The organism is Mesorhizobium sp. RCC_202, assembly GCF_041355295.1.
Classification (GTDB): domain Bacteria; phylum Pseudomonadota; class Alphaproteobacteria; order Rhizobiales; family Rhizobiaceae; genus Mesorhizobium.
Genome location: NZ_JBFUPO010000002.1, coordinates 201,148 through 214,176, shown reverse-complemented (window position 1 = coordinate 214,176; position 13,029 = coordinate 201,148). Strand labels below are relative to the sequence as shown.

The window sequence follows — 13,029 nt, the reverse complement described above, 5'->3', positions numbered from 1 at the left end:
CCTGGCTCAATTGACATCATGCCTTGTTATGTCCAATTGTTCAATAACTTTTGAACTAAGGACACATAGCTCATGGACAAGCGGATCTTCTGGCTTGCGCTCGGGTCGTTCGCGATCTCGACCGAAGGCTTCGTCATCTCCAGCCTTCTTCCCGATATCGCAACCGACGCCGGCATCTCCGTGCCGCTCGCCGGTTCGCTGATCACCGCCTTCGCGCTGGCCTATGCCATCGGCACGCCGATCCTGGCGACGCTGACCGGCGAATGGGACCGGCGCCGCGTCATCCTGTGGACGCTGGTGTTCTTCGTCATCGGCAACATCGTGGCGGCGCTGAGCTCGTCCTTCGAATTGCTGCTGATCGCGCGCATCGTCATGGCGCTGTCGTCCGGCCTGTTTGCAGCCACCGCGCAAGGCACGGCGGTGGCGCTGGTCGATGACCATCACCGGGCACGGGCCATCGCCGTCGTGGTCGGCGGCACAACGGTGGCGGTCGCCGTCGGCGCGCCGCTCGGCGCGCTGGTTGCGGCGTTTGCCGGCTGGCGCGGCACTTTCTACGCCATTGCCGGTCTCGGCGCGCTCTCCGGCGCGATCCTGTGGTGGCGGCTGCCGCGCGGCATCATCGGCACCAAGCTACGGTTGCGTGCGAGGCTGGCCGCAGCCGTACGCCCCGGCGTCATGCCGATCCTTGCGACGACCGCGCTCGCTCTTGTCGGCGCGTTCACGGTGTTCAGCTTCATCGCGCCCTTGGCCATCGAAGGCGGCGGCTTGAGCCCGATCGCGCTGCCCGGCATGCTGCTCGCCTTCGGCGTCGGCGCCGTCATCGGCAACATCGCCGGCGGCCAGGCGGCCGATCGCTTCGGCGCCACCCGCACCGTCTGCTGGTCGCTGGGACTCTCCGCCGCCATGCTGGTTACCTTCTCGCTGATCCCGACCTTCCTGCCGCATGCGGTCGCCGGGCCTGCGCTGATGGCCATGATGGTGCCGTGGGGCATCGTCGGCTGGGCTTTCCCGCCAGCGCAGGCCAGCCGCATCATCAAGATAGCGCCTGACGCCGCGCCCATCGTGCTGTCGCTCAACGCCTCGGCGCTTTATCTCGGCGTCGCGCTGGGCGCCGTGGTGGGTGCTGCGGTGCTGCGCTTCGGCGTCCCGGCCGATCTCGGCCTGGTGGCTGCCGTGTTCCCGGTGATTGGCCTGGGCGTCGTGCTTGCTGGCCGGGCTTTGGCGCGGCCGGTCGCCATGCCAGCCGAATAAGGCGTGCCGAGATTTCAGGTGAGGCCGGCCTGCAAATGGCAGCTTCCTGCGCTTCCGGTGCTCACGTACTTTAAGTACGCTCCGCTCCGGTTCTCGGAATCCGCCACTTTCGGCGCGGCCTGACCTGAAATCTCGGCACGCCTTGACAACGAAACCGACGGGCGGCCGCTTCTTCAGATCGAAGGAGCGGCCGTTGGCATTTCCAGATTAAGCGCGGCGATCTGGTCCAGTGTTGCGCGCAGCGCCGCAGCTTGTTCTTTACCCATCATGTTCTCGAAGCGCTGCTGGGCAACGTCCCACAGCTTGATCGCCTCGTCGAGCTTGATCTCGCCCCGCGGCGTCAGCCGCACACGCTTGATGCGCCTGTCGTCCTTGTCGGCGAAAGTCTCGACATAACCGTCGCGGATCAGCGGCTTCAGCGTGTGACCGAGCGCGGACAGATCCATGATCAGTGCCTCGGCGATGGTTCCCATCGTCGGCTCGTCGCTGACGCGGATCTGAAAGAGCAGCCCGAACTGCGTGCCCTTCAAGCCCGTAGGCGCCAACGCGTCGTCGTAAAAGCGGCCGAGCCTGCGCGCGGCGCGGCGTAGCGTGGCGTTGTTGCAGCGGCTAAATCCTGGAAACTGAGCCTGGTCCATAGGAACTCCTTGCCGGCGGAAGGCTGTGCCGGCCTGCCCCAGAAATAGTTTTCGCCGTCGCCGTTGACAAGATAGTGGCATATACCTATTTCGGCGAAGGTGGCATATGCCACTAATTGGAATTCGAACCGAAGCTCGGGCATCCAACCGGCTCCATCGGGCCGGGTAGGGACCAAACAAGACAAAAGGAACAGGACTATGAGCACGAAGGACAATAAGGGCACGGCCGTCATCACCGGCGCATCGTCAGGCATCGGCGCCGTCTATGCCGACCGGCTGGCGGGGCAGGGTTACGACCTGGTGCTGGTGGCGCGCCGCGCCGACCGGCTGCAGGAACTGGCCGACAAACTCACTTACGCCTATGACCGCAAGGTGAAGGTGATTGCCGCCGATCTGTCCGACGACGCAGATGTGCGCCGTGTCGAGCAGACGATCGCGGTCGACGAGAGCGTGACGCTGCTGGTCAACAATGCCGGCCTCGGCGGGCAGATGGTGATCGCCAACGCCGATGCCGACGCCGTCGAGCGCATGATCAAGGTCAATGTCATTGCATTGACCCGGCTGACCCGCGCCGTGTTGCCGGGACTGCTCGCGCGCAACCGCGGCGCCATCGTCAACATCGCTTCGGTCGCCGCCTATGGTATCGCGGTCGGTGGCATCTACAGCGGCACCAAGGCCTATGTCGTCAACTTCACCGAAGCGGTGCAGAAGGAAGTCGCCGGCACCAAGGTAAGGGCTCAGGTGGTGTTGCCCGGTCCGATCCGCACCGAGTTCTGGGAGCTTTCGGGCGCTGATATCGATCAGCTCAACCAGGATTGGGTGATGAGCGTGGACGATCTCGTCGACGCCTCGCTTGCCGGCCTTGCCCAGGGTGAGACGATCACAGCGCCGGGGCTTGCCGATCCGGCCAAGCTCGATGCCTATCTTGGCGCCCGGGACAATTTCTATGTCAGCCTGATCGGCGGCAAGCCGGCGGCGCGCTACGTGGCTTAGCGCCAATGTTCCTCGCCCCCGCAAAGCGGGGGAGAGGTGGCCGCGAAGCGGACGGAGAGGGGGCCTTCGTAGGGCGAACCCTTTCAAAATACTTGGCCATCGTCGCGCCGATCCCCTCTCCGTCTCGGCTTCGCCGAGCCACCTCTCCCCACCTTCGTGGGGCGAGGAACCAGCGCTAAACTGATCGCCACATCGGAATGATCGAGACCGCAAGCACCAGGGCCAGCACGATGTTGAGCGCGCGCCACTGCCATTCGGTCTTGAGCAGCCGTGCCAGCACCATGCCGGCCATGCACCATAGTGACAGCGAGAAGGCCGCGGTGAGGCCGAAGGTCGAGCCGAGCAGCAGTGCGAGCTGCCCTGGCCCGTCGGCAAGTGCGGCGAATGAGGCCGCCGCGCCCAGTCCCATTGCCCAGCCCTTCGGGTTCATCCACTGGATGCCGGCGCCGCCGAAGAAGCTGTTCGGCTTGGCCATCGATACATCGAGATTGGGCGGCCCGGCGCGCCCGATTTTCACCGCCAGCCACAGCAGATAGAGCGAGCCGGCAATCTTCATGGCAAGCTGCAGCGACGGCACGGCAAGCAGCAGGCCAGCCAGACCCGCCGCCGCGGCGCCGGTGACCGTGGCAAGGCCGGCAGCGCTGCCGGCCATCAGCGGCACGGACCGGCGAAAGCCGAACTGCGCGCCCGACGCGGTTGAAAGTGTCGTGGCGATGCCGGGCGTGGCGGTCGCCACGAAGGCAAACAGGATAAGCGGCAGGATAGGCTGGAGCATGGGCGTCCTTTGTCGGGGCCCTGCATCGTAGGCTTGGCCCAACATCAGTAAATGCAATGTTTGATATGGTTTGCATTAGAGAATATAATGCCGGCTATGATCCGTGATCTCGACACCACCCTGATCCGCACCTTCGTCACGACGGCCGACAAGGCCAGCATGACGGCGGCCGCCAATGCGCTTCATTTGACGCAAGGCGCCGTCAGCCAGCAGATCAAACGGCTGGAGGAGATGCTCGGGCATGTGTTGTTCGAGCGCGACCGCCGCGGCTTGAAGCTGACGCTGGCCGGCGAGCGGTTGCTCGACAAGGGCAAGCGCCTGTTGATGCTCAACGACGAAATTCTGGACGAGATCAGGGGCAGGACGGTCGCGGGCCGGGTCAGGATCGGCGTCCCTTACGATCTGGTCGGCACGCTGCTTGCACCGGTTCTGAAGACCTATGCCGAGGCCTATCCGCAGGTGGAGATCTCGCTGGTCTGCGCCTCTTCGCCGGAGCTTACCGCGGCCCTGGCGGCCGGCACGATCGACCTTGCCGTCATCGAAGAGCGCGTCGGTTCGACCGCCGGTGAATGCCTGCTTGTCGACCGGCTGGTGTGGGTCGGCGCCAGGGGTGGCTCGGCGCGGCTGAAACGCCCCTTGCCGGTGTCGATCGTCGCTGACACCTGCGCCTTCCGCCCGGCGGTGCTCAGCGCGCTCGGCGAGCATGGGCTCGACTGGCGCACCGTATTCGAGAACGGTAATATCGACGCCACGACCGCGACGGTGCGTTCCGATCTTGCGGTGACGACGTGGCTGGCGTCGACGGTACCCGCCGATCTCGACATCCTGGCTGTCGATGCCGGACTGCCGCCGCTGCCGAATTTTTCGGTCAATCTGCATTTGCCGAAACATGCTGTCGAAGCCGCCGCGCAGGCCTTCGCGGCGTATATCCGCGAGGGCCTGACACGGCGGCGCGAGGCGGCTTAAGGGGTACGCCCCTTCTCCCCGTATAGTGACGGGGAGAAATAACCACTCACTTCCAGTTCCGGCGCCGCTCGAGCTCGGCTTCGGATGGCTCCTGGATGGCTAAGGAGCCGACCTGGATTTCGCCGGCGCGCTCGTAGGTCGCCATGATGACGCCGGTGGTGGATGTCTGCGACTTGGTGAGCTTGAAGGCGGCTGGAAGCGCGCCATCGCCGAACAGCCGTTTGCCCTTGCCCAGCAACAGCGGGAAGATCATCAGTCGGATCTCGTCGATCAGCCCGTTGGCGAGCAGAGTCTGGATCAGATTGCCCGATCCCTGGATGAGCAGGTCGGGTCCGTCTTCCTGCTTCAACTCCTTAAGCGTTGCGACGATGTCGGGTCCGAGCGACTGGGTGTTCTCCCAGGTCAACGAATCCGGGCGGTGCGTCGCCACATATTTGATTGCGGGGTTGAAAACATCGGCGATCTGATCGTTCTGATACGGCCAATAGGCGGCGAAGATGTCGTAGGTTCTGCGGCCGAGCAGCAGCGCGAAGGGTTTGGACAACAATTCCTCAATGCTAGTGCCCGCGACCTCGTCGAAGTAGTGGAAGGTCCAGCCGCCGAATTTGAAGCCGCCGACCGGATCTTCTTCCGGACCGCCGGGCGCCTGCATGACGCCGTCGAGGCTGACGAAGGTGGCGGCGATGATCTTTCGCATCTTTCTTCTCCTTTAACTATCTGTTTTGACGCAATTCCGGACGGAAAACCGCAGACACTTTCCTAAAATCGGCCTAGTCGATCCGCGCCGTCGCGGACTTCATTGTAACGACGAACGACGCGGCCGCTTTTCGACATCGGACTGAAATTTTCAGTTCTTGCCGCGGATGGCGCGTGACGAGAACCAGACGTCGCCGAACACGGCGGTTGCCGTGCGGTCCGGTGCCTTGTTCTCACTGAGCCAGATCGAGCGCGTGCGGGCTGCGCGCGCTCGGGTCGGGATTTTTGCCACGGGGCCGGCGGCCGAGGCGCCGACGCACGGGATGAACCAGGAGCCCATGAAAGGCCGGCAAACGAAGCCACCGTCCTGGCGGGTGACGAGAACCGCGATGCCGACTGTTTCGGACGGACGCCAAGGGAAGATCAGGCGGCCGCCGGGCTTTAGCGCCTTCAGCCATGGGGCTGGAGGCGCAACGACGCCGGCATTGACATAGAGGATGTCGGATGGCGGCAGTGGGCTGACGACAGCGTCGCCGTGGATCACTTCGACATTGCCGTATCGAGCAAGGTTCGTTCTGGCGCGCGCAGCGAGATCGGCATCCAGTTCGAACGCGGTGACACGCCCGCCCGGCTCGACCAGCCTCGCCAGCAGCGCGCTGTAGTAGCCGGTGCCGGCGCCGATATGGGTGACGGCCTCGCCCGGCTTGGGCCCGACCTTGGCGAGCCACATGGCATGCAGCATCGGCTCGCCGTTGTTGATGCCCTTGTCGACATCGAGCGCCACCAGCACGTTCTGGTAGATATGGCTGGGATCGGCACTCGGCGTCTCGATCCTGCTGTCGCCGGCGACGACGGTCCAAGGCCCGGGGCCGAGAAAGTCCTCTCGCGGCACGCTGGCGAAGACAGCTTCAAGACGCGGGTCCGGCGAAGCGGCGTTGATGGTCATCAACCGCGCGTAGAACTTCCGGGCGTCTTCGACCTTGCTCATCGCGAGAAGAAGATAGCGCGGATTGCCGTTTTGTCGCGCCGGTTCAGCCGATCCCGAACATCGTGTCGTAGAGGAGCTTGAAATTGAGCACCAGGATGATGGCCGCGACCACCCAGGCCAGCGCGGCCACGCCGCGCGGGATGGCGAGATTGCCCATCTTCTTCTTGTCGGAGACGAACTGCACCAGCGGGATGACGGCGAAGGGCAGTTGCATCGACAGCACCACCTGGCTGAAGACCAGGAGCTGGCCGGTGCCCTTTTCGCCATAAAGCGCGGTGACGACCACCACCGGGACAATGGCAAGGCCGCGGGTCAGAAGGCGGCGAGCCCATTGCGGGATGCGCAGGCGCAGGAAACCTTCCATGACGATCTGGCCGGCAAGCGTGGCGGTCACCGTCGAATTCAGGCCGGAGGCAAGCAGCGCCACGGCAAACAGGATCGAGGCAATGCTCAAGCCCAGCAGCGGCGACAACAGCTCGAAGGCCTGGCCGATCTCGGCGACGTCCTGATGTCCGGTGCCGTGGAAAGCCACCGCCGACACGATCAGGATCGCGGCGTTGACGAACAAGGCCAGCATCAGGGCGATGGTGGAGTCCGTCGTCGCCCATTTGATGGCGTCGCGTTTTCCCGCATCGGTGCGCTCATAGGCGCGGGTCTGAACAATCGATGAGTGGAGATAGAGATTGTGCGGCATCACGGTGGCGCCAATGATGCCGATGGCGATGTAGAGCATCGCCGGGTTGGTGACGATCTGCGATGACGGCACGAACATCGAATGCAGGATCGTCCCGGCCGGTGGGGCGGCGACGAAGATCTGGATGGCAAAGCAGCCGAAGATGATGATCAAAAGCGCGACGACGAAGGCTTCGAGATAGCGAAAGCCCCGGTTCATCAACAGCAGCACCAGGAAGGCGTCGAGCGCGGTGAGCATGGCGCCGCCGATCAGTGGAATGCCGAACAGCAGCTGCAGCGCGATCGCGGTGCCGATCACTTCGGCGAGGTCGCAGGCGATGATGGCGAGCTCGCAGGCCATCCACAGCACCAAATTGACCGGGCGCGGATAATAGGCGCGGCAGGCCTGGGCGAGGTCGCGGCCGGTGGCGATGCCGAGGCGGGCAGCCAGCGCCTGCAGCAGGATCGCCATCAGGTTGGACAGCATGATGATGAACAGCAGCGAGTAGCCGAACTGGGCGCCGCCGGCGAGGTCGGTCGCCCAGTTGCCCGGATCCATGTAGCCGACCGAGACCATGTAACCCGGGCCCATGAAGGCGAACAGCCTGCGGAACCAGACACCCGAAGTCGGCACGGCTATGGACGCATTGACCTCGCGCAGGCTCGGCTGCTCTTCATCAGGCTTGTCAAACCGCCAGGACGAACTCGGAGCTGTGGCGTCGGTCATGAAAACAGGCTTTCGGTGCGACTGGTCGAAGTTGCCGTTAAGCTATGCCATGGCTCAACATTATGCAATATGCTATATTTCATTGTATGTGCTTTGCCCGAAGCTGAACGGAACCGAAAAGGGCGCGACCGGAAACGCCGGTTGCGCCTGCGGCCGATTGCAAATAAACGGCCTTAAGAATCAGAGCCCGTGCTATAAAAGCAGCAACGGCTGAACTCCCAGGAGGAGCGCGTATTGGCGCTGAAGAACAGACCAGTCCCGCGTGAGCCGCTGCCCGATGCCGATGTCCATTCGGAAGGATTCCGGCACCAGCGCCAGGCGCGCCGCAGCGCGCTGGTCGAGGACTATGTCGAACTGATCGCCGACCTCATCGAGGACGGCAATGAAGCGCGTCAGGTCGACATCGCGGCAAGGCTCGGCGTGGCGCAACCGACCGTGGCCAAGATGCTGACTCGGCTGTGCGGCGATGGGCTGGTTTCGAGAAAGCCCTATCGTGGCGTGTTCCTGACCGAGGCTGGCCGCAAGGTCGCCGAGGAAAGCCGCATTCGCCATCAGACCGTGGAAGCATTCCTGCGTTCGCTTGGCGTCAGCGCCGAGACGGCGCGCATCGACGCCGAAGGCATCGAGCACCATGTCAGCGCCGAGACGCTGGAAGCGTTCCGCCGGGCGATGACTTCCCGCTGATCGGCATCCGTCCGAGAAACCCGATCGACGCGTGGGAGGAACCGCCACACCTTCTGCACGTTGCCTCCGACATCGCGCGATGATCGCGCCAAGGAGGAAGCAATGGGCGTCGAACAGGCACCGACCGCGAAGGGCAAGCAGGCAGCCAGGGGATTGCAACAGGCGGCCACCAAGGACGAGCGCAAGACCGAGGCCGAGACCGGCCGACCCCTCAAGAAGGGCGCGGCGCGTTTCGAGGAGCGTTCGAAGAGTTCGGACGGCAAGAGTGCCGGCGCCAAGCAGAAACTCTGAGAGCCGTTCTAGAAATCAGCGCTTGTAGGCAAAGGCTATCTGCTGTGTCGTGGTGGTGCTCGTCATCAAGGAGGAGACCACCAAGTCACAGCTGCCAGCACGTCATCAAGCGCGAAAAATTCTGTGACTCGGGCTACCCGTTGCGATAATTGTTTGGGAGGGGCGGTCTCCGGCTGGTCCCATCCGCAATGCGAGGAGTTGCCATGCTTTGGAGAGGCCGTCGTCAGAGCGACAACATCGAGGATGACCGCAGCGACAGCGGCGGTGGCGGCGGATTGGGCGGCGGCGGCCAGTTCCAACTTCCCATCGGCGGCCGTACCGGTGGCGGCGGCAGCATCATCCTGGTTATCCTGGTCGTGCTCGCCGGATGGTATTTCGGCTTTGATCCCTCTGCGATCCTGGGCGGTGGCGACGGCGGCCTGTTGCCGGGCAGCGGCGGCCAGATCACCGACAACAGCGGCTCGCAAGACAGCACCGGCGCGGCCGCCAATGACGAGATGAAGCAGTTCGTCGCCACCGTGCTTGCCGATACCGAGGACACCTGGACCGGCATTTTCAAATCTCAAGGCTTGACCTACGAGGACCCCAAGCTGGTGCTGTTCAGCGGCCAGGTTCGCTCGGCCTGCGGCTTCGCGTCAGCAGCAGCCGGGCCGTTCTATTGCCCCGGCGACCACAAGGTCTATCTCGACATGACTTTCTTCCAGCAACTCGACCAGCAGTTCGGCGCTTCGGGCGAGTTCGCGCGCGCCTATGTGGTTGCCCATGAGGTCGGCCATCACGTACAGAACCTCACCGGCATCATGGGCAAGTTCAACCAGATGCGGCAGGGCTTGAGTGAGGCCGACGCCAATCAGTTGTCGGTGCGCATCGAGCTTCAGGCCGATTGCTTCGCTGGTGTATGGGCGCATTTCACCCAGCAAAAAGGCATCCTGGAGCAGGGCGACATCGAGAGCGCGCTCAATGCCGCCAAGCAGATCGGCGACGACACGCTGCAGAAGAAGATGCAGGGCTACGTCGTGCCGGAAAGCTTCAACCATGGCACATCGCAGCAACGGCAAACCTGGCTGGCGCGCGGCTTCAAGAGCGGCAAGCTGACCGATTGCAACACGATGACCGGCCCGCTCTGAGGCGGCACTTCCGGTTTCCTGCGCAATGGTGATCGGCGACGACTGATCCTGGCAAGTGGTGTCAGGATCAGACTGTTGTCTTCGTTCGCGTATTGTTCCTGCAGATGACCTCGCCTATAAGGTCGGTCCCGCCTTGCCCGCGGGCGGCCCGAGGAGCTTATCATCATGATCGACCCAAAAACCGCCAGGCGGGGCCTTGCGCTCGTTTTCACCACGCTGCTGCTGGACATCACGGGCTTCGGCATCATCATGCCGGTGCTGCCGGCCTATCTCAGGGAACTCAGCGGCGTCGGCGTCAGCCAGGCAGCGATCGAGGGCGGCTGGCTGTTCTTCGTTTATGCGGCCATGCAATTCTTCTTCGCGCCGATCATGGGCGGCCTGAGTGACCGTTTCGGGCGCCGGCCGATCCTGCTTGCCTCGGTGCTGACCTTCTCGATCGACAATTTGATCTGCGCGGTCGCCTGGTCCTATCCGATGCTGTTCATCGGCCGTGTGCTGGCCGGTATTTCGGGCGCCAGCTATTCGACGACGTCCGCCTTCATCGCCGACATCTCGAATGACGAGAACCGGGCCAAGAATTTCGGCCTGCTCGGCATCGCCTTCGGCGTCGGCTTCGTCATCGGCCCGGTGCTGGGCGGACTTTTGGGCACATTCGGGCCGCGCGTGCCCTTTTACTTTGCCGCCGGGCTCGCTTTCGTCAATTTCCTGATCGCGATGGTCTTCCTGCCCGAGACGCTGGACCAGCAGCATCGCCGCCGGTTCGAATGGAAGCGGGCGAACCCCGTCGGCACACTCATGCAGATGCGCAACTACCAGGGCATCGGCTGGATCGGGCTCGTCTTCTTCCTGATGACGCTCGGCCACATGATGTATCCGGCGGTCTGGTCCTTCGTGTCCAGCTACCGCTATGGCTGGAGCGAGCAGCAGATCGGCTTCTCGCTCGGCGCCTTCGGCCTGTGCGGGGCGATCATCATGGGAACGGTGCTGCCCAAGGTCATCCCCGCGCTCGGCGAATGGAAGACGGCGGTGATCGGCCTTACCTTCACCGCGCTCAGCGCCTTCGGCTATGCGTTCGCGACGCAAGGCTGGATGGTTTATGCGGTGATTGTCGCCGGCTGCCTCGAGGCGTTGGCGGACCCGCCGCTGCGCAGCCTCGCCACCGCCAAGGTGTCGCCCTCGGCGCAAGGCGAGCTGCAAGGCGCGATGACCTCGATCTTCTCGATCACCTCGATCATCACGCCGCTGCTCTATACGGGGATATTCTCCTGGTTCACCGGCCCGACAGCGCCGGTCGTGTTCGGCGGCGCGCCCTATCTCCTCGGCGCGATTTTCCTCACGCTGGCGCTGATCGTCTTCGTCACCAAGGTGACCAGGCCGGCGCCGAAGGAAGTCGAGCAAATGCGCACGGAGGAAGCGGCGACCGACGCGGCTTGAGGGCCTAAGACTCGATCCATTCGGATGGAACATCCATTGCTTTCGCCAGCATTGTGCTGGTCTGCTCCGAGGGTTTGCGGCGATTGGATTCCAGGTCCGACAGGAAACCTTGGCTGACACCGACTGCGCTGGCCATCTCGGCTTGAGTGAGATTGCGCCAATTACGCAGAGCCTTGAGCCTGCTGGAGCCGCGCAGGATATCAATGGTTACGTCGGCTGGGAGAGCCTTCTCTGTCCCAAGCGCGGCCTTCCGTTCCTCGTAGATCGCCACATCCGCGGCGTCTTCCTGAGCTTCTTCAACTGCACGCATCAAAGACCTCGAAAAGGGCTCAAACCCGCTCGGCCAGCGCTTCCTCGCCGCGCTTTTCGCGGATCAGGTTGACGAAGCGGCGGAAGAGGTAATGCGAATCCTGCGGGCCGGGCGAGGCCTCCGGATGATGCTGGACCGAGAACACCGGACGCCCGGTCAGCGCGATGCCGCAGTTCGAGCCGTCGAAGAGCGAGACATGGGTCTCCTCGACGCCTGCGGGCAATGAGTCGGCGTCGACCGCAAAGCCATGGTTCATCGACACGATCTCGACCTTGCCGGTGGTGTGGTCCTTCACCGGATGATTGGCGCCGTGATGGCCCTGATGCATCTTTGCGGTCTTGCCGCCGAGCGCCAGCGCCAGCATCTGGTGGCCGAGGCAGATGCCGAAGACCGGAATGTCGGTCTTCAGAATGTCCTGGATCACCGGCACGGCATAGTCGCCGGTGGCTTCCGGGTCGCCGGGGCCGTTGGAGAGGAAGATGCCGTCCGGCTGCATGGCCAGGATCTCTTCCGCGCCGGTCTTGGCCGGAACGATGGTGACCTTGGCGCCGAGGCCGGCCAGGAGACGCAGGATGTTGCGTTTCACGCCATAGTCGATGGCCACGACATGCATCGACGGCGCGTCCTGCTCGCCATAGCCTTCATTCCAGACCCAAGGCGTCTCGCGCCAGACAGACGACTGGCCGGAGGTAACCTCCTTGGCGAGATCGAGGCCGATCAGGCCCGACCAGGCTGCCGCCTGACGCTTCAGGTCCTCGATGTCGAAGATGCCGTCCGGTGCGTGCGCGATGACCGCGTTCGGCATGCCCTTTTCGCGGATCAGCACGGTCAAGGCGCGTGTGTCGATGCCGGACAGCGCGACGATGCCGCGCCGCTTCAGCCATTGGTCGAGGTGACCGGCGGCGCGGTAATTCGAGGGCTCGGTGACATTGGCCTTGAAGATGGCGCCGACGGCGCCGGCGCGGGCGGCGGGATTGAGATCCTCGATGTCCTCGTCATTGGTGCCGACATTGCCGATATGCGGGAAGGTGAAGGTGACGATCTGGCCGGCATAGGAAGGGTCGGTGAGAATTTCCTCGTAACCGGTAAGCGCCGTGTTGAAGCACACTTCGGCCACCGCCGATCCCGTGGCGCCGAGGCCGCGGCCTTCGATCACCGTGCCGTCGGCGAGCACCAGAAGGGCGGTCGGCTTTTCGGTGGCCCAGGGGGCGGTGGTCATGGCCATGGCGGCACTCCTGTCAGGCGCTACAAGCGGTCCGCAGGACCGTTTGCGCGGCAAGGCGCGCGACCTGGATTTTTCAGCGTCCCACGCGTTGATTCTAGTTGGTCATGTCCTTTTCCCAAAACCGCTATGCACTTTTGGGCGACATGACTCCATTGTCTTATGCAGGACCGAGTACATAGGGGAAGGCGCCGAGGCGGTCAATGCGGTGCCTCAAGCCACAGCTGATTTGCTTTCGTCCAGCAAAATCAGCGC

At 63.7% G+C, this 13,029-nt stretch carries 14 protein-coding genes; 7 read left to right on the top strand and 7 right to left on the bottom strand.

Annotation, left to right across the window (positions count from 1 at the left end):
* Window positions 1–72 precede the first annotated feature (72 nt).
* Window positions 73–1,251 (top strand): MFS transporter, encoded by a 1,179-nt coding sequence (locus tag AB6802_RS05255; RefSeq protein ID WP_371008962.1) that lies wholly within the window; start codon window positions 73–75, stop codon window positions 1,249–1,251.
* A gap of 173 nt (window positions 1,252–1,424) precedes the next feature.
* Here AB6802_RS05255 and AB6802_RS05250 read toward each other — a convergent pair whose 3' ends face one another.
* On the bottom strand, window positions 1,425–1,889 hold the full coding sequence (locus AB6802_RS05250) for a MarR family winged helix-turn-helix transcriptional regulator (protein ID WP_371008961.1): 465 nt from the start codon (window positions 1,887–1,889) through the stop codon (window positions 1,425–1,427).
* A gap of 198 nt (window positions 1,890–2,087) precedes the next feature.
* Here AB6802_RS05250 and AB6802_RS05245 point away from each other — a divergent pair, with 198 nt between their 5' ends.
* Window positions 2,088–2,882: an SDR family NAD(P)-dependent oxidoreductase gene (locus AB6802_RS05245; protein WP_371008960.1), complete on the top strand. Its 795-nt coding sequence runs from the start codon at window positions 2,088–2,090 to the stop codon at window positions 2,880–2,882.
* 175 nt (window positions 2,883–3,057) lie between these two features.
* Here AB6802_RS05245 and AB6802_RS05240 read toward each other — a convergent pair whose 3' ends face one another.
* Window positions 3,058–3,657 carry a LysE family translocator gene (locus AB6802_RS05240; protein WP_371008959.1) on the bottom strand — a complete coding sequence of 200 codons (600 nt, stop codon included), beginning with the start codon at window positions 3,655–3,657 and terminating at the stop codon, window positions 3,058–3,060.
* A 96-nt stretch (window positions 3,658–3,753) separates the two neighbouring features.
* On the opposite strand from AB6802_RS05240, the gene AB6802_RS05235 reads away from it, so the two are divergent.
* Window positions 3,754–4,623 (top strand): LysR family transcriptional regulator, encoded by an 870-nt coding sequence (locus tag AB6802_RS05235; protein WP_371009317.1) that lies wholly within the window; start codon window positions 3,754–3,756, stop codon window positions 4,621–4,623.
* A 46-nt stretch (window positions 4,624–4,669) separates the two neighbouring features.
* On the opposite strand, the gene AB6802_RS05230 is transcribed toward AB6802_RS05235, so the two are convergent.
* The 3 genes from AB6802_RS05230 to AB6802_RS05220 form a co-directional block, all read right to left on the bottom strand.
* Window positions 4,670–5,320, bottom strand: coding sequence for a dihydrofolate reductase family protein (locus AB6802_RS05230; RefSeq protein ID WP_371008958.1), 651 nt, complete (start codon window positions 5,318–5,320; stop codon window positions 4,670–4,672).
* Window positions 5,321–5,470: 150 nt separating this feature from the next.
* Window positions 5,471–6,307, bottom strand: coding sequence for a protein-L-isoaspartate O-methyltransferase (locus AB6802_RS05225; protein ID WP_371008957.1), 837 nt, complete (start codon window positions 6,305–6,307; stop codon window positions 5,471–5,473).
* Window positions 6,308–6,350: 43 nt separating this feature from the next.
* Window positions 6,351–7,706: an Nramp family divalent metal transporter gene (locus AB6802_RS05220; protein ID WP_371008956.1), complete on the bottom strand. Its 1,356-nt coding sequence runs from the start codon at window positions 7,704–7,706 to the stop codon at window positions 6,351–6,353.
* A 234-nt stretch (window positions 7,707–7,940) separates the two neighbouring features.
* Here AB6802_RS05220 and mntR point away from each other — a divergent pair, with 234 nt between their 5' ends.
* The 4 genes from mntR to AB6802_RS05200 all read left to right on the top strand — a co-directional run bounded on the left by mntR (window position 7,941) and on the right by AB6802_RS05200 (window position 11,242).
* Entirely contained in the window at window positions 7,941–8,390 is a 450-nt protein-coding gene (gene mntR / locus AB6802_RS05215) for a manganese-binding transcriptional regulator MntR (protein ID WP_371008955.1), read from the top strand.
* A 102-nt stretch (window positions 8,391–8,492) separates the two neighbouring features.
* A complete protein-coding gene (locus AB6802_RS05210) occupies window positions 8,493–8,681 on the top strand; it encodes a hypothetical protein (RefSeq protein ID WP_371008954.1) in 189 nt (62 codons plus the stop codon).
* A 203-nt stretch (window positions 8,682–8,884) separates the two neighbouring features.
* Window positions 8,885–9,808 carry a neutral zinc metallopeptidase gene (locus AB6802_RS05205; protein WP_371008953.1) on the top strand — a complete coding sequence of 308 codons (924 nt, stop codon included), beginning with the start codon at window positions 8,885–8,887 and terminating at the stop codon, window positions 9,806–9,808.
* A gap of 165 nt (window positions 9,809–9,973) precedes the next feature.
* Window positions 9,974–11,242 carry a TCR/Tet family MFS transporter gene (locus tag AB6802_RS05200; RefSeq protein WP_371008952.1) on the top strand — a complete coding sequence of 423 codons (1,269 nt, stop codon included), beginning with the start codon at window positions 9,974–9,976 and terminating at the stop codon, window positions 11,240–11,242.
* 4 nt (window positions 11,243–11,246) lie between these two features.
* Here the strand turns inward: AB6802_RS05200 and AB6802_RS05195 are convergent, their stop codons facing one another.
* Together AB6802_RS05195 and carA are read right to left on the bottom strand one after the other, a co-directional pair.
* On the bottom strand, window positions 11,247–11,552 hold the full coding sequence (locus tag AB6802_RS05195) for a helix-turn-helix domain-containing protein (protein ID WP_371008951.1): 306 nt from the start codon (window positions 11,550–11,552) through the stop codon (window positions 11,247–11,249).
* Window positions 11,553–11,571: 19 nt separating this feature from the next.
* Complete coding sequence (carA, locus tag AB6802_RS05190; RefSeq protein WP_371008950.1) at window positions 11,572–12,777, bottom strand: glutamine-hydrolyzing carbamoyl-phosphate synthase small subunit; 1,206 nt, start codon at window positions 12,775–12,777, stop codon at window positions 11,572–11,574.
* Window positions 12,778–13,029: the final 252 nt, after the last annotated feature.

Coding starts and splice junctions, on each gene's coding strand:
- AB6802_RS05220 (WP_371008956.1), bottom strand. CDS start 7,706: ATGACCGACGCCACAGCTCCGAGTTCGTCCTGGCGGTTTGACAAGCCT.
- AB6802_RS05245 (WP_371008960.1), top strand. CDS start 2,088: ATGAGCACGAAGGACAATAAGGGCACGGCCGTCATCACCGGCGCATCG.
- AB6802_RS05230 (WP_371008958.1), bottom strand. CDS start 5,320: ATGCGAAAGATCATCGCCGCCACCTTCGTCAGCCTCGACGGCGTCATG.
- carA (WP_371008950.1), bottom strand. CDS start 12,777: ATGGCCATGACCACCGCCCCCTGGGCCACCGAAAAGCCGACCGCCCTT.
- AB6802_RS05200 (WP_371008952.1), top strand. CDS start 9,974: ATGATCGACCCAAAAACCGCCAGGCGGGGCCTTGCGCTCGTTTTCACC.
- AB6802_RS05240 (WP_371008959.1), bottom strand. CDS start 3,657: ATGCTCCAGCCTATCCTGCCGCTTATCCTGTTTGCCTTCGTGGCGACC.
- AB6802_RS05250 (WP_371008961.1), bottom strand. CDS start 1,889: ATGGACCAGGCTCAGTTTCCAGGATTTAGCCGCTGCAACAACGCCACG.
- AB6802_RS05205 (WP_371008953.1), top strand. CDS start 8,885: ATGCTTTGGAGAGGCCGTCGTCAGAGCGACAACATCGAGGATGACCGC.
- AB6802_RS05235 (WP_371009317.1), top strand. CDS start 3,754: ATGATCCGTGATCTCGACACCACCCTGATCCGCACCTTCGTCACGACG.
- AB6802_RS05195 (WP_371008951.1), bottom strand. CDS start 11,552: ATGCGTGCAGTTGAAGAAGCTCAGGAAGACGCCGCGGATGTGGCGATC.
- AB6802_RS05210 (WP_371008954.1), top strand. CDS start 8,493: ATGGGCGTCGAACAGGCACCGACCGCGAAGGGCAAGCAGGCAGCCAGG.
- AB6802_RS05225 (WP_371008957.1), bottom strand. CDS start 6,307: ATGAGCAAGGTCGAAGACGCCCGGAAGTTCTACGCGCGGTTGATGACC.
- AB6802_RS05255 (WP_371008962.1), top strand. CDS start 73: ATGGACAAGCGGATCTTCTGGCTTGCGCTCGGGTCGTTCGCGATCTCG.